Origin of the sequence: Streptomyces canus, from assembly GCF_041435015.1 — a bacterium.
GTDB classification, from domain to species: Bacteria; Actinomycetota; Actinomycetes; order Streptomycetales; family Streptomycetaceae; genus Streptomyces; species Streptomyces canus_G.
The window spans coordinates 9067534-9088297 of the sequence record NZ_CP107989.1; the positions used below are offsets into that span (position 1 = coordinate 9067534).

Here is a 20764-nt window from a genome sequence, read left to right on the forward strand (position 1 = left end):
ACACCGATCGTGTCCGGCCCGGCGGTGTGCCGGGACGGGGCGGCGTCCGCCGAGCCATGCGGCCCGGCGGACGCCGCCCCGTGACCTCGCCGTCAGTTGCGGCGACCGGCCGGATCCTGCAACACCGTGTCCCCGCCGCCGGAGACCGGTGCGGGAGCGGCCGGTGGTTCCTTCGCCCGGTCCGCGTGCCCCGGCCACCAGGCCGCATGGCCCATGAGGGCCGTGAGGCTGGGCGTGAAGAACATCGCCATGACGAAGGCGGCGACGGCGATGCCGAAGGAGACGGCGAAGCCCATCTCCGTGAGCAGGACGTTGCCGGCCAGCATCATCGTGGCGAAGGTCGCCGCCAGGATGAAGCCGGCCGCTGCCACCGTGGGACCGGCATGCCGTAGCGCCATACTGGCCGCCTCGCGCGGTTCGCGGCCTTCACGGGCCTCCTCCCTCAGCCGGGCGATCATGAGGATGTTGTAGTCGGTGCCGATGGCGACCACGAAGAGATACATGATCACCGGGAGCATGAACATCAGGCCGGAGTGTCCCTGCCCCTCCTGGAAGATCCACACGGTGGCACCGAGCGTGGCGCCGAAGCCGAGGCCCACCGAGGCGATCAGGTACCAGGGGGCGACCACGCTGCGCAGCAGCAGCCCCAGGATGAGCATGATCAGCACGGCCGCGACGGGGAAGACCGTCTTGTAGTCGTGGTTGACCGCGGTGCCGATGTCCTTGTAGATCGAGGACATCCCGCCGACCACGGCCTCGGTGCCGTCCGGGGCGGCGGAGTGCGCGACGTCGCGTACCCGGCCCACCGCATCGATGGCCTGGTCCGTCGACGCCTCGTACTTGAGGGTGACGGTGAAGTCGATGGTGGTGCCGTCCTTGTTCAACTGCGACAGACGAGCGTTCGCCACGCCGTCCACGGTCCCGAGTTTCTTCACGTACGCGTCGAAGAGCGTCGTGTCGATCGGCTTGCCGTCGGTGCTGGAGAGATAGACGTCGGTCGGTGCGGCGGCACCCGCCGAATACGCCTTCTGCATCTCGTCCTGGACGACCATCGACTCCTTGGTCTTGGGCATGGAGCCGGCCGCCAGGTCGAACGTGGCGTTGTAACCGAACGTCCCGAGCGACAGCGCCACCAGGACGAGTCCCGAGAGCGCGGCGGTGAGCGCCGGGCGCTTCCGCACACCACGGCCCAGGGCGGCGAACCGGGCGTTCTCCGGCTCGCGCTGCCAGGACTTGGACGGCCAGAAGACCTTCGGGCCGATGAGGGAGACGACGGCCGGGATCAGGGTCAGGCCCGCGATCAGGGTGACGGTGACCGCGATCGCGAGCGCCGGACCCATCTGCTTGAGGAAGCCCAGCGTCGACAGGACCAGCGCCAGGAAGGCGATGATGACCGCTCCGGCGGCGGAGGCGATGGCCTCACCGACCCGGTCGACCGCGTTGATCATGGCCTGCTTCGGTTCGTCGCCGAGTCGCAGACGTTCGCGGTAGCGGAACATCAGGAACAGGAAGTAGTCCGTGCCCACGCCGAAGAGCACGACGATCAGGATCGACGAGATCGAGCTGTTGGCCTGGAGACCGAAGAGCTTGGTGGCGTACGCGATCAGTCCGTTGGCGATCGCGGACACCAACCCGATGGTGATCAGGGGCAGGAAAGCCAGGATCGGTGCCCGGAAGATGATCAGCAGGGTCACCAGGATGATGAGGAAGGTGCCGATGCCGATCAGCGCCTCGCCACGCTTGGACGAGTCCTGCTGGTCGAGGGCCTGAGCGGCCGAGCCGCCGAGCTTGACGTCGAGGTTCGTGCCCTTGGCGAGTTGTTTGACGTCGTCGCGCAACACCTTGGCCGCGTCGGCCTGTTTGGGCTGGCCGGCGTTCCTGCTGTCCATCTGGACCAGGGTCAGGGCGTACCTGCCGTCCGAGGACGGCTGGCCGGGGACGACCTTCTGCACCTGGTCGATCTTCTTCTTGCCGAGCTCGGAGGTGATCCGGGCGACGTCCTTCTGGTCGGCGGCGGTCAGCTTGCCGCCGTCGGTGCGCTGGTACAACGCGATCGCGGACGGGGTGAAGGCGCTGGGGAACGCCTTCGCCTGGAGTTCCGCCGCTTGGATGGACTCGTAACTCTTGGGGAGGAAACTGCTCTCGTCACTGTTCGAGGGCAGGCTCGGGGCAGTGGCGACGATCGCCACGGCAGCGAATAACCATGCAACGATCGTCCAGACGGGATGTCGGACGACAGCGTTGCCAATACTTCGGAACATGCGGAAGGTCCTCCTGGACAGGAAGATCACCGCAACCCGGGGAGCGGTCCCTGGCATCGGCGACCCCCGGCCGTCCCTCTGGGCAGTCCCCCGTCGGACCGGCCGGAATGGTTGTCTTGAGCTCTTATCCTAGGGATCACCGGTGAAGATCGCTGGAGGTGCCCTACCTTCAACTGCCGTGCCGTTCGCGGAGCCTCTCGGAGAACCGGGGTGGGCCGCGGCTACCAGGTCGGCATCATGCTCTCCGGGTAGCGGGAGCCGGCCGAGCCGCGGGGAAGGAGCTCCTGGATGCGGGCGAGGTCCTCGGGCGTGAGGTCGACGTACGCGGAGGCGACGTTTTCCTCCAGGCGACGGGGGCTACGGGTGCCCGGGATCGGCACGATGTCCTCGCCCTGCGCCAGCAGCCAGGCCAGCGCCAGTTGGGTCACCGCGATGCCCTTGGACTCCGCCAGAGCGGTCAGGTCACGCACCGCGGCCAGGTTCTTCTCGTAGTTCCCGGGCTGCCAGCGTTCGTCCCAGCTGCGTATGTCGTCGGCCGGATACTCGGCGGCCGGCTTCACCGCGCCGGTGAGGAAACCGCGGCCCAGCGGCGAGTAGGGGACGAAGCCGATGCCCAGCTCGCGCACGACCGGCAGCACCTCCGCCTCCACGGCGCGCTCGAACACCGAGTACTCGGTCTGAAGCACCGACACCGGGTGCACGGCGTGGGCACGGCGGATGATGTCGGGGCCGGCCTCACTCAGGCCGAAGTAGCGCACCTTGCCTTCGGCGATCAGCTCACCGACCGCTCCGGCGACGTCCTCGATGGGTACCTCAGGGTCGACCCGGTGCTGGTAGAGCACGTCGATGTGGTCGGTGCCCAGGTGGCGCAGGCTGTTCTCGGTGACCTCACGGATGTGTTCGGGGCGGCTGTTCAGGCCGAATCCGCCCGCCGTCCCGCCGCTCAGATCGAAGCCGAACTTGGTGGCGAGGACGACATCGTCGCGGACGTCCTTCACGGCCCGCCCGAGGAGCTCCTCGTTACTGCCGGTGCCCATGCCATACAGCTCGGCGGTGTCGAAGAGGGTGACGCCGAGTTCGTGGGCGCGGCGGAGGGTGGCGATGCTGCTCTGCTCGTCCGAGGCGCCGTAGGCCATGGTCATGCCCATGGTGCCGAGGCCGACGGCGCCGACCTCCAGACCCTGGGTGCCGAGCCTGCGGTGCGGGAGGTTCCTGTCGTGCTGTGTCATGCCTCAACGCTAGGGACGCGGTGCCGGGGAGTCATGGGGCACCGGTCGCATAGGATTGCCTGATTCTCTCAGCCGAAGGGTGCTCTCATGCTGGACCGGCTCGCCGACGCCATCGAGCGGCACTGCCCGGGGCTGTGGTCGCAGACCGCTGTGCCCAAGATGTCGCTGGTCTCGCTCGACGAGTTCGTGGACCCGATCGAGGTGACGTACGAGCCGATGATCTGCTTCATCGCCGACGGTGCCAAGCGCACTGCCGTGGGCGAGCGCAGCTGGATCACACCACGCGGCGAGATGGCCCTGTTCACCCTCGACCTGCCGGTCACCGCCGCCTTCGAGAAGGTGCCGTACCGCGCCGCCGTCATGCGGATCGACAGCGAGGTCCTCGCCGCCGTACAGCTGGAGCTGGCGGAGAGCGGACCGCAGTCCCCGGCCGCCGTCGCCGCGGCGGTCACCGCGCCGATGTCCCCGGAGCTCGTCGACGCTGTCACCCGCTGGGTTCGGCTGCTCGACAGCCCGGAGGACATCGGTCCCCTGGCGTCCCGCATCGAGACCGAGATCCTCTACCGGCTGCTGCGCAGCCCGCTCGCACCCGTCCTGCGGCACTGGTCGCTCTCCGACTCGACAGCCGCCCGGATCCGTACGACCGCCCGCTGGATCCGCGACCACTACGCCGAACCGCTCGGCATCGACGAGATCAGCGAGGTGGCCCGGATGAGCCCTGCCACCCTGCACCGGCACTTCAAGGCGGCCACCGGCACGAGCCCCCTGAGGTTCCAGAAGTATCTGCGGCTCCAGGAGGCCCGACGGCTGCTGTTCACCAGGGAGATGATGGCGGCTCAGGTCGCCCAGGAGGTCGGATACGTCAGCGCCACCCAGTTCAACCGCGAGTACCGCCGCGCCTATGGCCTTCCGCCCGGCCGGGACGCGGCGCAGCTGCGCGCCCGGCTGGCGGAGGCCCGGGAGGTGCCCCTGCTGCACGACGGGTCGGGTGCGAAGCCGTGAGGGTCGTTCATGTGAGTGCCTCCGCCGGGTCGTACCCGTAGACCCAGCCGTTGCCCGCCGGCGGGTCGGCGTCGGCGAGCGCCGCGGGCCGGCTGCTCGGGGCCGTCGGGCAGGGTACTGTCGCGGCCCACGTCCTGATCTCCGCTCTGCCTGCCCGGCACTGGTGGCGGATCGCGGCGCGTCGGCTGTCTCGCCTCGCGCCGTGTCCGCGGAGCCGTGGCCGTCGCCGCGCTGACCGGCGTGGCGTTCGAGTGTCCGCCGCGACGGTGCTGACCTGGTCCGGGTCTGCTGGGGGATCGGGCTCTCGCGGTTGTCGGCTGTGTCGTCTCGCGTGGTGTTCACGCCAACCTGGACTGCGCCCGCTGGGGGGCCGCGCCCTCGCGGCCGTCGGTGCGGTGTCCACCGTGCAGCCCTCCGCTCGGGTCGTGTCCGCGGAGCCGTGGCCGTCGCCGCGCTGATCGGCAGCGCGCCGAATGCCGATGCGGCCGCGCCGAGGCCTGGACCCCGTCCTCTGCGGCGTCGGCCGCCGGCTCTCGCCCACGGCGCCGGCGTGTGGCTCTCCGCCGTGCAGGGATGGCCGCCGGGAAGAGCGTCGCGAGCAATCCCGCTGTGCTTCTCCTCACCCCGCCCCCGCGATTTTACTAGGACGTCCTACTATTTTCTCAGCCCGCGTTTTTCGACGTGTCCTGGGAAGGCTCCGCCATGAGCGATCTGCATCGCCCCGTCCACCCCGTCCGCCTGGTCACCGCCTCGGCACTGTTCGACGGGCACGACGCCTCGATCAACATCATGCGGCGGATCTTCCAGTCGCAGGGCGCCGAGGTCATCCATCTCGGCCACAACCGCTCCGTGCGGGAGGTCGTGGACGCGGCTCTCGAGGAGGACGCGCACGGCGTGGCGGTCTCGTCCTACCAGGGCGGACACGTCGAGTACTTCGAATACCTGGTCGCCTCACTGCGCAAACAGGGCGCGGAGCACATCAGGGTGGTGGGCGGCGGAGGCGGTGTCATCGTGCCCGATGAGATCACCCGGCTCAGGGAGAGCGGGGTGACGATCTTCTCTCCCGAGGACGGCCAGCGGATGGGCCTGGCGGGGATGGTCAACACGGTCGTCAAGGACTGTGACTTCGACCTCTGGGACGGCAAACCGGCCGACCTCACCGCGGTCCTGGCCGGCGACCGGTTCGCGATCGCCCGCGCCCTCACCGGTGCCGAACTGGGCAAGCTCCCGCCGGAGTTCCGGCAGGAGCTGCGGGCCACCGCGGCCGCGCGGCACGTGCCGGTGCTCGGCATCACCGGCACCGGCGGCTCGGGCAAGTCGTCCCTGACCGACGAACTGGTGCGCCGGTTCCGTGTCGACCAGCGGGACGCCCTGCGCATCGCCGTGATCGCGGTCGACCCGACGCGTCGCCGGGGTGGCGGCGCCCTGCTCGGCGACCGGATCCGGATGAACTCCCTCGACGGGGACCGGGTGTTCTTCCGCAGCCTGGCCACCCGCGGCAGCCGCGAGCTGCCCGAGCACCTTTCCGACGTGATCGATGTCGTGAAGGCCGCCGGATTCGACCTGGTGATCGTGGAGACGCCGGGGATCGGCCAGGGCGACGCGGCGATCGTGCCGTTCGTCGACGCCTCGCTGTACGTGATGACGCCGGAGTTCGGTGCCGCCTCGCAGCTGGAGAAGATCGACATGCTCGACTTCGCCGACGTCGTGGCCATCAACAAGTTCGAGCGGCGCGGTGCCAAGGACGCCCTGCGCGACGTGGGCCGCCAACTGGTCCGCAACCGCGAGGCGTTCGGCAAGCGACCCGAGGACATGCCGGTGTACGGCACCTCCGCGGCCACCTTCAACGACGACGGCGTCACCGCCCTGCACCAGCACCTCACCGCCGTCCTCGCCGAGAAGGGACTCCCGCTGCCCGAGGGCACCCTGGCGCGGGTCGACGTACGCCACTCCTCCGGCATCCGGCAGGTGGTCCCGCCCGAGCGGGTGCGCTACCTCGCCGAGATCACCGACACGGTCCGTGGCTACCACGCCGACACCGAGCGGCTGGCCGAGGCGGCGCGGCGGGTCCAGCGGCTGGAGCTGGTCGGGGCCGAACTCGCCGACGCCGGCTCCGATGCCGCGAACGTGCACGCGCTGCTGGAGGACGCGCGCACGCACCTCCCGCACGACATCGTGCGGCAGATCGAGAGCTGGCCCGCCGTGATCGCCTCCTACTCCGGCGACGAGCAGGTCGTGAAGGTCCGCGACCGGGAGATCCGCACCAAGCTGACCCGCGAGTCCCTGTCGGGCAACAAGATCCCCCGCGTCGCCCTGCCCCGCTTCACCGACCACGGTGAACTGGTGCGGTTCTGGCGCGCGGAGAACCTGCCCGGACACTTCCCCTTCACGGCCGGGGTGTTCCCCTTCAAGCGCGACGGCGAGGACCCGGCGCGGATGTTCGCCGGCGAGGGCGACCCGTTCCGCACCAACCGCCGCTTCAAGCTTCTCTCCGAGGGCCAGCCCGCCACCCGCCTGTCCACCGCCTTCGACTCGGTGACGTTGTACGGCCGCGACCCCGACGAGCGCCCCGACATCTACGGCAAGGTCGGCACCTCCGGCGTCTCGGTGGCCACCCTGGAGGACATGAAGGCGCTCTACGACGGCTTCGACCTCGTGTCGCCCACCACCTCCGTCTCCATGACGATCAACGGGCCCGCCCCGGCCGTCCTGGCGTTCTTCCTCAACACCGCCGTCGACCAGCAGATCGAACGCTTCCGCGACCAGGAGGGCCGCGACCCCTCGCCCGAGGAGACGGCCCACCTGCGCGCGCACGCCCTGGCGAACGTGCGCGGCACCGTGCAGGCCGACATCCTCAAGGAGGACCAGGGCCAGAACACCTGCCTGTTCTCCACCGAGTTCAGCCTGCGGATGATGGCCGACATCCAGGAGTGGTTCATCGCGCAGAAGGTCCGCAACTTCTACTCGGTGTCCATCTCCGGCTACCACATCGCCGAAGCCGGCGCGAACCCCATCAGCCAGCTCGCCTTCACCCTGGCCAACGGCTTCACCTACGTCGAGGCCTACCTCGCCCGCGGCATGCGCATCGACGACTTCGCCCCGAACCTGTCGTTCTTCTTCTCCAACGGCATGGACCCCGAATACTCCGTGCTCGGCCGGGTCGCCCGCCGCATCTGGGCGGTGGCGATGAAGGAGAAGTACGGCGCCGGCGAGCGCAGCCAGAAACTGAAGTACCACGTCCAGACCTCCGGACGCTCCCTGCACGCCCAGGAGATGGACTTCAACGACATCCGCACCACCCTGCAGGCCCTCATCGCCATCTACGACAACTGCAACAGCCTGCACACCAACGCCTACGACGAGGCCGTCACCACCCCCACCGAGGAGTCCGTACGACGGGCCCTGGCCATCCAGCTGATCATCAACCGGGAGTGGGGCCTGGCGATGAACGAGAACCCGCTCCAGGGGTCGTTCATCATCGACGAACTCACCGACCTGGTCGAGGAGGCCGTCCTTCAGGAGTTCGAGCGGATCAGCGAACGCGGCGGTGTGCTCGGCGCGATGGAGACGGGCTACCAGCGCGGCCGTATCCAGGACGAGTCGATGCTCTACGAACAGCGCAAGCACGACGGCTCCCTGCCCCTGATCGGCGTCAACACCTTCCGCAACCCCCACGCCGACACCGCCGAGCCCGGCGTCGTCGAACTCGCCCGCGCCACCGAGGAGGAGAAACAGTCCCAGCTGGAACGCGTCCGCACCTTCCACGCCCGTCACCACGACGAGGCCCGGGCCGCCCTGGACGCCCTCAAGGACGCGGCCGTACGCGGGGACAACGTGTTCGCCGTCCTCATGGAGGCCACCCGGGTCTGCTCCCTCCAGCAGATCACCGAGGCCTTCTTCGAGGTCGGGGGCCAGTACCGCCGCAACGTCTGAAGCCGGCGTCGGCCTGGTGGGTCAACCGACCCCCACCGACCCACCCCCGACCGCGTCGACGACATGACGCAGGAAGCCCGCCGCGGTGCGCCCGTCGCAGACGCGGTGGTCGAAGGTCAGGGACAGGCCGACGACCTTGCGCACCTCCACCCGGCCGTCCACCGCCCACGGACGGTCGGTGATGCGGCCCACGCCGAGCATCGCCACCTGTGGGTGGTTGAGGATCGGTGTGGCACCGTCGACGTCGAAGACGCCGTAATTGTTGAGAGTGAACGTGCCGCCGGTGCGGTGTCCGACCGGCAGGGCGTCCTGCCGTGCGAGGTCGGTCAGGCGGCGCAGTTCCGCCGCGAGAGCGTCGAGGGGCAGCCGGTCCGCATCCCGTACGACGGGGACGACCAGGCCCTTCGGCGTCTGCGCGGCGAAACCGAGGTGCACCTGGGAGAGGCGGACGACTTCCCCGCGGTCACCGTCGACGCGGGCGTTGAACTCCGGGAACTCGGCGAGGCCGGTGAGACAGGCCCGGGCGAGCAGCGCCAGCAGTCCTACCCCGCGCGAGGCCCGCTCGGCGAGCAGTCCGGTGGCGTCCACGTCCGCCCAGATCGTCACCGAGGGGGTGTCGCGATGGGCGCGGAGGAACTTCTCGGCCGTCGCCGGCATCGGCACCCGGGCGTCGGACGACTCAACTCCGCCTGCCTGACGGACGGGTGAGGGGAGCCGGCGCTCCGACGCCCCCGTCCCGTACCCCGTCAGCACCGCACCCGAAGCGCCGTCGGGCTCCGCCACGGAGAGCAGCGGCGCTCCCACCCGTACGACCTCACCGGCTGGGCAGTGCAGAGCGGTCACCGTTCCCGCGAACGGACTCGGCAGCGTCACCACCGACTTGGCGGTCTCGACCTCGGCGACGACCTGGTCGTGCGCGACGGAGTCGCCCACCTCGACCTTCCACTCCAGGAGTTCGGCCTCCGTCAGGCCCTCACCCAGGTCGGGGAGGCTGAAAGTGCGGCCGGCCGCGGGCGGAACGGCACGGCCGGCGGGCCGTCCGTCGACACCGGACAGCCGGTGCAGCCCGGCCAGCACGCGCGCGACCCCCGGAAGGTACGCGCCCTCCAGCAGCGGCGGGGGATAGGGCACGTCCAGGCCCGTGACCCGCAACACCGGTGCGCGCAGGGCGTCGAAGCATCGCTCCTGCACCAGCGCCGCGATCTCCGCGCCGACGCCCGCGAACCCCTGGGCCTCGTGGACCACCAGACAACGCCCGGTGCGCCGCACGGACTCGGTGAGCGTACGGTCGTCCAGGGGAACGAGGGTGCGCAGGTCCAGCACCTCGACGTCCAGGCCGACGACGGCGGCCTCCGCGGCGGCTGCCAGGGCCACGGCGACCGAGGGGCCGTAGGCGACCAGGGTGGCGTCGGCGCCGGGGCGGCGGACCGCCGCGGTGCCGAACGGCTCGGTGCGGCAGGGGAGTTCGGTCTCCTCCTTCGTCCAGTAGTGCCGCTTCGGTTCGAGGAGGATCACCGGGTCGGGGTCCTCGATCGCCTCGCGCAGCAGGGAGTAGGCGTCCGCCGTCGTCGCCGGGGTCACGACCTTCAGGCCCGCCGTGTGCGCGTAGTACGCCTCGCTGGAGTCGCTGTGGTGCTCGACGGCGCCGATGCCGCCGCCGTAGGGGATGCGCACCACGATCGGGAGCCCCACCCGCCCCCGGGTCCGGTTGCGCATCTTGGCCATGTGGGAGGCGATCTGCTCGAAGGCCGGGTAGGCGAACGCGTCGAACTGCATCTCCACCACGGGCCGGAAGCCCGCCATCGCCAGCCCGATCGCCAGACCCGCGATGCCGGCCTCGCTGACCGGTGTGTCGAAGCAGCGCCGGTCGCCGAAGGCGTCCGCGAGCCCGTCGGTGATGCGGAAGACCCCGCCGAGACGGCCGACGTCCTCCCCGAAGACCAGGACGCGCTCGTCCGCGGCGAGCGCGTCGCGCAGGGCGGTGTTGAAGGCCTGTGCCATCGAGGTCGGTTCCAGGGCCTGTGTCATCTCAGCGCCTTTCCAACTCGTGGTGCAGCGCCTCGCGTTGGGCGAGCAGTTGAGGGGTGGGGGTGGCGAAGACGTGGTCGAACAGGGCGGAGGAGTCGGTTTCGGGATCCCGCGCCAGCCGTTCGCGCAGCCGGGTCGCCTGCGCCTCGGCCTCTTCCGACACGGCGACGACGTCCGCGTCGCTCAGCAGGCCCCGCTCGCGCAGCGCGGCCTCCAGCCGGGCGAGCGGGTCCCGGGCCCGCCAGTGCTCCTCCTCCGCGGCCGTGCGGTAGCGGGACGGGTCGTCGGCGCTGGTGTGCGGACCGACCCGGTAGGTGTGGGCCTCCACCAGCCAGGGCCCGCCGCCCCTGCGCGCGTCCTCCACGGCGGCGGTCAGCACCGCGAGCACGGCGGCCGCGTCATTGCCGTCCACCTGCTCCGCACGGACGCCGTATCCGATGCCCTTGTAGGCCAGGCCGGGCGCGGCGGTCTGTGTGGAGAGCGGCACGGAGATGGCGTACCGATTGTTCTGCACGAGGAAGACGACCGGCGCGCGCAGCACCCCGGCCAGGTTCACGGCCTCGTGGAAGTCGCCCTCGCTGGTGGCGCCGTCGCCGACCAGGGCCAGGGCGACGGTGTCGGAGCCCTTGAGGCGCTCGCCGTGGGCCAGCCCGACGGCGTGCGCGGCGTGGGTGGCCAGTGGAGTGCACTGCGGTGCCGTGCGGTGCCGCGTGGGGTCGTAGCCGCAATGGGCGTCGCCTCGCATCAGGGTGAGCGTCTCGACGGGGTCGATGCCGCGGCTGACCAGCGCGACGCAGTCACGGTAGGTGGGGAACAGCCAGTCGGTGTCGCGCAGCGCGAGGGCCGCACCCACCTGGCAGGCCTCCTGGCCGAGGCTCGAGGGATAGACCGCGAGTCGCCCCTGACGGGCGAGCGCCGTCGCCTGCCGGTCGAACCGGCGCCCGAGGACCATTCTGTGGTAGGCCTCGAGGAGGAGTTCGTCCGGACCCCCTTTTTCCAATTCTGGCAAAAAGGAAACCGGAACCTGGGAAGGGAGCCAGAAGGACGGTTCTTCCCATTCCGAGTCGCCCTTATGCATCGACGCATCTCCCATGTCCCGCAGTCCCTTCGTCGAAGCGTGTGCGAAAGGGATGCTGTCCGCTTTCCCGACTGCGGTGCAGGGGCGGCCGGGTGAAGTGCCGTTGAACATCGATCACCCTGTTCAGTGGGGCGAACGCAAGCGGTGCGCGTTGGGTAGGCGTCGCCAAAGGGTCATGTGCGTGTCACCCCTGCTTTCCGTAACCCGGGGTCCAATTGACCGGCCAGACACGGCACTTCGGAAAGCGAGCGAAAATGTTCCGAGCGCTCCCGGGAACACGTCACTACACGGTTGTCTGTTCCTCATGCGGAACCCGCTACGAGGACGACGGACTCATGCTCGACTGCCGTGCGTGCCGGGAACCGGCGTTCCTGCGCACCCAGTACCACGGGACGCACACCGCGAGCACGACCGGACTCTTTCGCCACGCCCCGCTGCTGCCCGTGGTGCGGACCTTCCCCGGGGTGCCGGGACCGGTGGTGTACCTGGCGGAGCGGCTCGGCCGGCTGCTCGGTCTGGACCGGCTGTGGGTGGCGTTCAACGGCCACTGGCCCGAGCGCGGGGCGCAGTTGCCCACCTGTACGTTCAAGGACCTGGAGGCCTACACCGTCCTGGGGCGGCTGCCCGCCGACCCGCCGCTCCTGGTGATCCCCTCGGCCGGGAACACCGCCGCCGCCTTCGCCTGGGCCGCCACCCGGTACCGGGTCCCGTGTCTGCTCGTCGTGCCCGCCCCGGCCCTGGAGCGGATGCGCTTCCCCGCGCCGCTCGACCCCTGCGTCCGCATCGTCGCCCTCGACGGCGCCGCCACCTACAGCGACACCATCGCGTGTGCCGACCTGCTCGCCCGGATGCCCGGCCACCACGCCGAGGGCGGGGCGCGCAATATCGGCCGTCGCGACGGACTGGGCACGGTCATGCTCGCCGCGGCCGAGGCCGTCGGACGCCTTCCGCAGGTCTATGTGCAGGCCGTGGGCAGCGGCACGGGCGCCATCGGCGCACACGAGGCGGCCCTCCGGATCCGCGCCGCCGGCGAGCCCCTGCCGCGGCTGCTGATGTGCCAGAACGAACCGTTCGCCGCGCTGTACGAGGCCTGGTGCCACGGCGGACAGCCGCCCGCGAGCCGCGAACTCGAACCCCTGGCCCGTGAACTCACCAACCGCCGCCCGCCGTTCGCCGTCCGCGGCGGGGTGCGCGACGCGCTGGAGGAGAGCGGCGGCCAGGTCCGATGTACGGACAACGAAGCCGCGCTCACCGCCATGGCCCTCTTCGAGGAGACCGAGGGGATCGACATCGAACCCGGCGCCGGCGTGGCCGTGGCGGCCCTCGCGGAGGCCGTACGCGACGGACAGGTGCGCTCCGACGAACTCGTGCTCCTCAACATCACCGGCGGCGGCCGCGCCCGTCAGGCCCAGGACCTTCCCCTCGTGCCCGCCGAACCCTGGCTGCGCGTCACCTGGCCGGGCGGCGAGTCCGGGCCGCGCCGCGTTGCCGAGCAGGTCGAACGTCAGCTGGCGGGCGTCGTGCCCGCGGGGGCCGCCCGATGACGGACCTCTCCGCGCCTGCCGACGTGCCGCCGATGACGGGCCTTTCCGCGCCCTCCGACGTGCCGCCGATGAACGACGTGTCCGTACCCGCCCGCGCCCTCGGCCTGTCCGCCGCCCAGCGCTCGATGTGGTTCGGCCAGCGCCTCGACTCCGCCGCCCGATCCGCCTACAACGTCGGCGAGTACACCGAGATCCACGGCTCCCTCGACATCGACCGCTTCCGCACCGCCCTGCGCCAGGTCGTCGCGGCGACCGAGACCCTGAGGGCCCGCTTCACGACCGACGGCGAGCGCGTCCACCAGATCGTCGAACCCGACCCCGCCTGGGAGTTGACCATCGTCGATCTCAGGGATGCCATCGACCCGGTCGCCGCCGCGGACGCCTGGCGGGAGACCGACTTCGCGGTGCCCTTCGATCTCGAAGAGGCCCCGCTGTTCCGGTACGCGCTGCTCAGGCTCGGTGCCGAGCACTGGATCTGGTACCACTGCTACCACCACATCGCCGTCGACGGGTTCAGCTGCTCCCTCATCGCGGCCCGGGTCGCCGACGCCTACACGGCCCTCGTCACGGGCACCGCGCACACCGCGCCCGAGGCCCCCCTCGCCCCGCTGATCGAGGCGGACGAGGCGTACCGCAGCGACGACCGCCGCGAGTCCGACTGCCGCCACTGGGCCGGTGTCTGGGCCGACCGCCCGGACCCGGTCGGCCTCAGTGACCATCCCCCACGGGTGAGCGACGGCTTCCTGCGCCGAACCGGTCATCTTGCCGACGCGGCAGGCGACTTGGTCCACTCGGCCGCAGCGCACACGGGCACCCGCTGGTCCCGTGTCCTGATCGCCGCGACCGCCGCCTATCTGCACCGGCTCACCGGAGCCCGGGACATCGTCCTCGGTCTCGCCGTCACCGCCCGCCGGAGCGACACCGAGCGTGCCACTCCGGGCATGGCCTCCAACGTCCTCCCGCTGCGGCTGTCCGTACGCCCCGACACCCGCGCCCACGACCTCGTACGCCAGGCCGCCGACGCAACCCGGGAGCTGCTCGCACACCAGCGGTACCGGGGCGAGGACCTGCGTCGCGAGCTGGACCGGGCCGGCGGTGCGCGCAGGTTCTTCGGTCCCGTCGTCAACATCATGGCGTTCGGGCCGGAGTTGAGGTTCGCCGACCACCCGACCACCCGCCACAACCTCTCCACAGGCCCGGTCGAGGACCTCGCCGTCAACGTCTACGAGCGCGCCGACGGCAACGGCATCCGCATCGACCTCGACGCGAGCACCGCCTGCTACACCGATGCCGAACTCGCGGCTCACCACGGCCGGTTCACCCACTTCGCAGAACGGTTCGCGGCCGCCGTGCTCGGTCCCGGCACCCCGGTCGGCCGGGTCGAGGTGACGCTGCCCGAGGAGTCGCGGGCGGCCCTGCTGGACGGCCCGGTGCCCCGGACGACCACGGCAACCGTGCCCGCCCTCTTCGCGGCGCGGGTCGCCGCGACGCCCACGGCCACGGCCGTCGTCCACGGCGAACAGGCCCTCAGCTACACCGAGTTGAACGCCCGCGCCAACCGCCTCGCACACCGCCTGCTGCGCCTCGGCGTCCGCCCGGAGGACCGCGTCGCCGTCCTGACGCCCCGCTCCGAGCACCTGGTCGTCGCCCTCCTCGCGGTCCTCAAGGCGGGCGCCGCCTACGTCGGCCTCGACCCCCGCGCCCCGGCCGCCCGCACCCGCCGCATCCTGGACGGAACGTCGGCCGCGGCCCTCCTCGCGGACGGGACGACGGCCGCGGGCCTCCGGACGGACGGGACGTCCCCGTCGTACGACTGTCAGGTGGTCCTGGTCGACGATCTGCCGTCGCTCGCCACCGAGCCCGACAGCGATCCCGAACTCCCGCTGCAACCGGGTCAGTTGGCCTATGTCAGTCACACCTCCGGCTCCACCGGCATCCCCAAGGGCGTGGCGGTCGCCCACCGGGACGTCACGGCCCTGGCGACGGACAGTGCTTTCGCCGGCGGCGCGCACACGCGGGTTCTCGTCCACTCGCCGACCGCCTTCGACGCCTCCACCTACGAGTTGTGGGTCCCGCTGCTGAGGGGCGGCACCGCCGTGGTCGCGGGCCCGGACGAGGACGTGGACGCGGCGGCGATCAGGCGGCTGACGCGTCGCCACGGACTGACCGCGCTGTGGCTGACGGCGGGGCTGTTCCGGCTCGTCGCGGAGGAGGACCCGGGGTGCTTCACGGGGCTCCACCAGGTCTGGGCAGGTGGCGACACCGTGCCCGCGGCTGCCGTCCGCAGAGCACTGGACGCCTGCCCGGGCCTGACCGTCACCAACGGCTACGGCCCCACCGAGACCACGACCTTCGCCACCACCCGCCCCTGCCCCGGCGCTTCGGAGGTGCCGGACCCGCTGCCCATCGGCCGCCCGCTCGACGGCATGCGCGCCTACGTCCTCGACGGCTCCCTGCGACCGGCCCCGCCCGGCACGGTGGGGGAGTTGTACCTCGCCGGCCCGGGTGTGGCCCGCGGCTATCTGGGCCGTCCGGGCGCCAGCGCGGAGCGGTTCGTCGCGGACCCGTTCGGGCCGCCCGGCGGGCGCATGTACCGCACGGGGGATCGCGTACGCCTGACCCCCGACCGCCAACTCGCCTTCCACGGGCGGGCGGACGACCAGGTCAAGCTGCGCGGACACCGTGTCGAACCGGCGGAGATCGAAGCGGCTCTCGGCGGACACCCGGACGTCGAGCAGGCCGTCGCCGTCGTCCGCGAGGACCGGCCCGGCGACCGCGGCCTCGTCGCCTACGCCACCGCCGCTCCGGGCGTGGAGGCGGATGCCCTGCGCGAGTACCTCGCCGGGCTCCTGCCCGCCTACCTGGTGCCCTCCGCCGTCGTCCTCCTGGACCGGCTGCCGCTGACCGCCAACGGCAAGGTGGACCGCGCGGCCCTGCCCGCCCCGGTGCGCACCGGCCGGGACGCCGGGCGCAGTGCGCGTACCGCCCACGAAGAGGTGCTGTGCGCGCTGATCGCCGATGTCCTCGGTCTTCCCGACGTCGGCCCCGACGACAGCTTCTTCGCTCTCGGCGGCCACTCCCTGCACGCGCTGCGGCTCGTCCACCGCATCCGGACCGCACTGGGCACCGACCTCGGCCTGCGGGACGTCTTCGAGGCGCCGACCGCGGCGGCCCTGGCCCGGCTCCTCCCCGCCGCCGAACCGGCGCGCCCGATGCCCCCTCCGGTCAGAAGCACGGAGGACGGTGAGGCGCCGCTCTCCTCAGCCCAGCGGCGCCTGTGGTTCCTGCACCGCGCCGAGCCGACCGGCGCCGCCTACCATGTGCCCCTCGCCGTACGGCTGACCGGCGCAGCCCTGGATCAGGAGGCCCTGCGAGCGGCCCTGGCCGACCTCAGCGACAGACACGAGATCCTGCGCACCGTCTATCCGGACGCCGACGGCACCCCGCGTTCCAGGCTGCTGGCACAGGTGTCCCCCAAGCTGTGCGTCCGGCCGGTGACCGAGGCCGAACTCCCGCTTGCGACGACCGAGTTGGCGTCCAAGGGGTTCGAGCTCGCCACCGACACACCGTTCCGCGCCCACCTCCTCGCACTGGGCCCCGAGGACCACGTCCTCCTGCTGGTGCTCCATCACATCGCCGCCGACGGCTGGTCCCTGCAGCCGCTCCTGCGTGACCTCGCCACCGCCTACCGGACCCGGCTCACGGGCGAGGCCCCCGACTGGGCGCCGCTGCCCCTCCGGTACCAGGACTATGCGCGCCGGCAGCGTGAACTCCTCGCCGCCGACCGCGACCGGCAACTCGCCCACTGGCGGCAGACCCTCGCGGACCTCCCCGACGAACTCCCGCTCCCCGTCGACCGACCCCGCCAGGCCCGGGCCACCCACCGGGGCGGCGACATCCCCGTCCACTGGGACGCCGACCTGCACCAGCGGCTGCGCGACCTCGCCGCAGACCGGGGCGCGACGGTGTTCATGGCCGTACAGGCCGGGCTCGCCGCCCTGCTGACCAGGCTGGGCGCGGGGACCGACATCCCGCTCGGCACACCGGTCGCGGGCCGTCCCGACGAGGCGCTGGACGATCTGGTCGGCTGCTTCGTGAACACCCTCGTACTGCGTACCGACACCTCGGGCGACCCGACCTTCCGTGAACTCCTCGACCGGGTGCGCGAGACCGACCTCGCCGCCCACGCACACCAGGACCTGCCGTTCGAGCAGCTTGTCGAGGCGCTCAATCCGTCCCGCTCGCCGGCCCGGCACCCGCTGTTCCAGGTGATGCTCGCCTTCCGGCCGACCGCCTCATGGCGTCTTGAACTGCCCGGCCTGGACGACCGCACCCTCCCCGTGGAGACCGGCTCGACCAAGATCGACCTCACCTTCAACCTCGCCGAGCACCGGGCGTCCGACGGCAGCCCGAACGGTATCGACGGCACCCTCCAGTACAGCGCCGACCTCTTCGACCGCCGCACCGCCGAGGCACTGGCGGCACGTCTGGAACGGCTGCTGCGGGCCGCGCTCGCCGCACCGGACCAAGGAATCGGGGATCTCGACGTCCTCGCACCGGACGAACGCCGAGGTCTGCTGTCCGACCTGACCGACACCGCGCGGGACATCCCGGACACCACCTTCCCCCGGATGTTCGCGCGGCAGGCGGCCGAAACGCCGGACACCCTCGCCGTTACGGACCCGCGCACCTCATTGACATACCGACAACTCGACTCCCGGTCCGACGACTTGGCGCGCGTGCTGGTCGAGCGCGGCGCCGGTCCGGGCCGAGTCGTCGCCTTCGCGCTGCCCCGTTCCCTCGACCTCGCGGTCGCAGTCCTCGCCGTCCTCAAGGCGGGGGCCGCCTATCTCCCGCTCGACCCGGATCACCCCGCCGAGCGGATGGCCTATCTGCTGTCCGACGCCGACCCCGTCTGCGTCATCGCACGGGAACCCGTCGACGCGAACCGCCCGCACGTGAGCCCCGACGTGACACCCGCCGACCCCACAGCCGACCTCCCGGAGGCCCGCCCCGCCGACCCGGCCTACCTGATCTACACCTCAGGGACCACCGGCCGCCCCAAGGGTGTGGTCGTCGAACACCGCAACCTCACCACCTATGTGGCCCGCTGTGCCGAGGCCTACCCGAGCCTGCGCGGCACCTCGCTGCTGCACGCCACGATGACCTTCGACGCGACCGTGACCACCCTGCACGGAGCACTCGCCATGGGCGGCCGGGTGCACATCGCGGCCTTCCACGAGGCGGGCACCACCGAACTGCCGGGCGGCTACAGCTTCCTCAAGGCCACCCCCAGCCACCTTCCCCTGCTGCCCGCGCTGCCGCACGACCTCTCGCCCGTCGAGGAGTTCATGCTGGGCGGCGAGGCCCTGGTCGGCGAGGCCCTGCGTGCCTGGCGTCGCGAACACCCCGCTGTACGGCTGGTCAACCACTACGGCCCCACCGAACTCACCGTCGGCTGCACCGACCACCGCATAGAGCCGGGGGAGGAGCTTCCCTCCGGACCGGTGCCCGTCGGACGCCCCATGTGGAACACCCGGGCGTATGTGCTCGACGCACGCCTGAACCTCGTACCGGCAGGTGTCGAGGGCGAGCTGTATGTGGCGGGCGACCATGTGGCCCGCGGCTACTGGAGGCGCCCGGACCTGACCTCCGAGCGATTCGTCGCCGACCCCTTCGGCCCACCCGGCGAACGCGTGTACCGCACCGGTGACCTGGCCGTGCGGCGCGCCGACGGCGTGCTGGAACTGCGGGGCCGGGCCGACGGGCAGCTGAAGATCAGGGGGCTGCGGATCGAGCCCGGCGAGGTCGAGGGCACGCTGACCGGCCATCCCGCCGTCGCCCAGGCCGCGGTGGTGGTGCGCGAGGACACACCTGGCGTACGGCGACTGGTGGGCTATGTCGTCGGGGCCGCCGCCGGTGACCTCGACGAGATCCGTGCCCATGCCGCCCGGAACCTGCCCGCGCACATGGTCCCCGAGGCGCTCGTCGCCCTCGACGCCCTGCCCATGACATCCAACGGCAAGCTCGACCGGGCCGCCCTGCCCGCCCCCGAAACCCGCTCCGCGCCGAACAACAGGGAGCCGCGCACACCGCAGGAGGAGACACTGCGCGCCCTCGTCGCCGAGGTCCTCGGACTGCCCGCCGGCCAAGTCGGCCTGGACACCGGCTTCTTCGATCTCGGTGGCGACAGCATCACCTCCATCCACCTCGTCAGCAGGGCACTCGCGGAGGGACTGCGCCTGACGCCCCGGGACGTGTTCGAACAGCGCACGGTTGCCGGCCTCGCCGCGGTGGCCGCCGCCGCGCCGCCCCTGACGTCGGTGACACAGGACGCCCCGACGGGCGAACTGCCCCTCACACCGGCCCTGCGGCGGCTCCTCGAACGCGGCGGCCCCATCGAGGCGTTCAGCCAGTCGATGCTGCTCGTGACGCCGGAAGACGCCGACGAGGAGAGGCTCCGCACGGCGCTCCGGGCAGTGATCGACCACCACCACGCCCTGCGGCTGCGCCTGGACGGCGACGGTACTGCCGTCATCCCGCCCGCCGGCTCCCTCGACGCCACCGGCCTGCTGCAGCGGGCCACCGTCCTGGATCTCGAGCGGCCGGTCCCACGACTCGACCCGCACCGCGGCGATCTGGTGCGCGCGGTCTGGTTCGACGCGGGCCCCGGCCGCCGCGGGCGGCTGCTGCTGACGATCCACCACCTCGCCGTGGACGCGGTGTCCTGGCGCATCCTGCGCACCGACCTGGCCGCGGCCTGGCGAGGAGAGGAACTCTCCCCGGAGGGCACGCCCTTCAGGGCCTGGGCCCGTCTGCTGGAGCGCGAGAGCGTATCGAGATCCGCCGAACTCGACCTGTGGAGAGGGGTGTTGGGAGACCCGGATCCGCTGCCTGCCGCACGGTCCACGGACCGCGTCGGCGAGATGCGCCACCTCACCCGCACGCTCCCGACCTCCGGCCTGCTCACCACCGTCCCCGCGGCCTTCCACGCGGGCCCCGAAGACGTCCTGCTCGCCGCCCTCGCGACCGCCTTCGCCCGACTGCCGGGCCGCCCGGCGCCGCTGCTCGACATCGAGCGGCACGGCCGCGAGGAGTTCGCCGACGGCGTCGACCCGACCCGTACGGTCGGCTGGTTCACCAGCGTCGTGCCGGCCCGCCTCGATCTGCGCGGGCTCGACCTCGGCGACCCGGCGCAGATCCTCAAGACCGTCAAAGAGCACCTGCGGGCCGCCCCCGACCACGGTCTCGGCCACGGCCTGCTCCGCCACCTCAACCCCGAGACCGGCCCGCTCCTCGCCGAACTCCCCGTCCCGCAGGTCGGCTTCAACTACCTGGGCCGCAGCGTCCCCGGCGCGGACACCCCCTGGTCGCCGGCGCCCGAGACCCTGCCCGGCACGGCACTCGGCGCCGCCCACGACCCGGCGCAGCCCGTCGCCCACGGCCTGGAGATCACCGCTGTGGCCGACACCGAGGGCACGCTGACCGCCACCTGGTCCTGGGTGCCGCGCCTCTGGAACGAGGACGAGGTGACCGCCCTGGCCGAGGGGTGGTTCAAGGCCCTGGCCGCCTTCGACGACACCGGCACGGACGGCGGGCACACCCCGTCCGACCTGCCCCTGGTGTCCCTGTCCCAAGCGGAGATCGACGAACTCGAAGCCGAGTTCGGAAGCGAGTGGAGGTAACCCA

At 71.6% G+C, this 20764-nt stretch carries 8 protein-coding genes and 1 pseudogene; 4 read left to right on the forward strand and 5 right to left on the reverse strand.

Annotation, left to right across the window (positions count from 1 at the left end):
• Nucleotides 1-92 precede the first annotated feature (92 nt).
• Complete coding sequence (locus OG841_RS41315) at nt 93-2261, reverse strand: MMPL family transporter (protein ID WP_328636692.1); 2169 nt, start codon at nt 2259-2261, stop codon at nt 93-95.
• A gap of 221 nt (nt 2262-2482) precedes the next feature.
• Nucleotides 2483-3490, reverse strand: a complete 1008-nt coding sequence (locus OG841_RS41320; protein WP_328636691.1) for an aldo/keto reductase — start codon at nt 3488-3490, stop codon at nt 2483-2485.
• A gap of 87 nt (nt 3491-3577) precedes the next feature.
• On the opposite strand from OG841_RS41320, the gene OG841_RS41325 reads away from it, so the two are divergent.
• Nucleotides 3578-4492, forward strand: coding sequence for an AraC family transcriptional regulator (locus OG841_RS41325; protein WP_328636690.1), 915 nt, complete (start codon nt 3578-3580; stop codon nt 4490-4492).
• Between the two features lie 702 nt (nt 4493-5194).
• Entirely contained in the window at nt 5195-8425 is a 3231-nt protein-coding gene (icmF, locus tag OG841_RS41330) for a fused isobutyryl-CoA mutase/GTPase IcmF (RefSeq protein WP_328636689.1), read from the forward strand.
• 21 nt (nt 8426-8446) lie between these two features.
• Here the strand turns inward: icmF and OG841_RS41335 are convergent, their stop codons facing one another.
• The 3 genes and pseudogenes from OG841_RS41335 to pdhA form a co-directional block, all read right to left on the reverse strand.
• Entirely contained in the window at nt 8447-9502 is a 1056-nt protein-coding gene (locus tag OG841_RS41335; RefSeq protein WP_328643466.1) for a dihydrolipoamide acetyltransferase family protein, read from the reverse strand.
• A pseudogene (locus tag OG841_RS41340) lies at nt 9479-10453 on the reverse strand (alpha-ketoacid dehydrogenase subunit beta); the annotation flags it as partial. The gene OG841_RS41335 and the pseudogene OG841_RS41340, both read right to left, overlap by 24 nt.
• A gap of 1 nt (nt 10454) precedes the next feature.
• Nucleotides 10455-11531 carry a pyruvate dehydrogenase (acetyl-transferring) E1 component subunit alpha gene (gene pdhA / locus OG841_RS41345; RefSeq protein WP_371569499.1) on the reverse strand — a complete coding sequence of 359 codons (1077 nt, stop codon included), beginning with the start codon at nt 11529-11531 and terminating at the stop codon, nt 10455-10457.
• 254 nt (nt 11532-11785) lie between these two features.
• Between pdhA and OG841_RS41350 the strand changes: the two genes are divergently transcribed.
• Together OG841_RS41350 and OG841_RS41355 are read left to right on the forward strand one after the other, a co-directional pair.
• A complete protein-coding gene (locus tag OG841_RS41350) occupies nt 11786-13075 on the forward strand; it encodes a cysteate synthase (protein WP_328636687.1) in 1290 nt (429 codons plus the stop codon).
• Nucleotides 13072-20760 (forward strand): amino acid adenylation domain-containing protein, encoded by a 7689-nt coding sequence (locus OG841_RS41355; RefSeq protein ID WP_371569501.1) that lies wholly within the window; start codon nt 13072-13074, stop codon nt 20758-20760. Before OG841_RS41350 ends, OG841_RS41355 begins: the two co-directional genes overlap by 4 nt.
• Nucleotides 20761-20764: the final 4 nt, after the last annotated feature.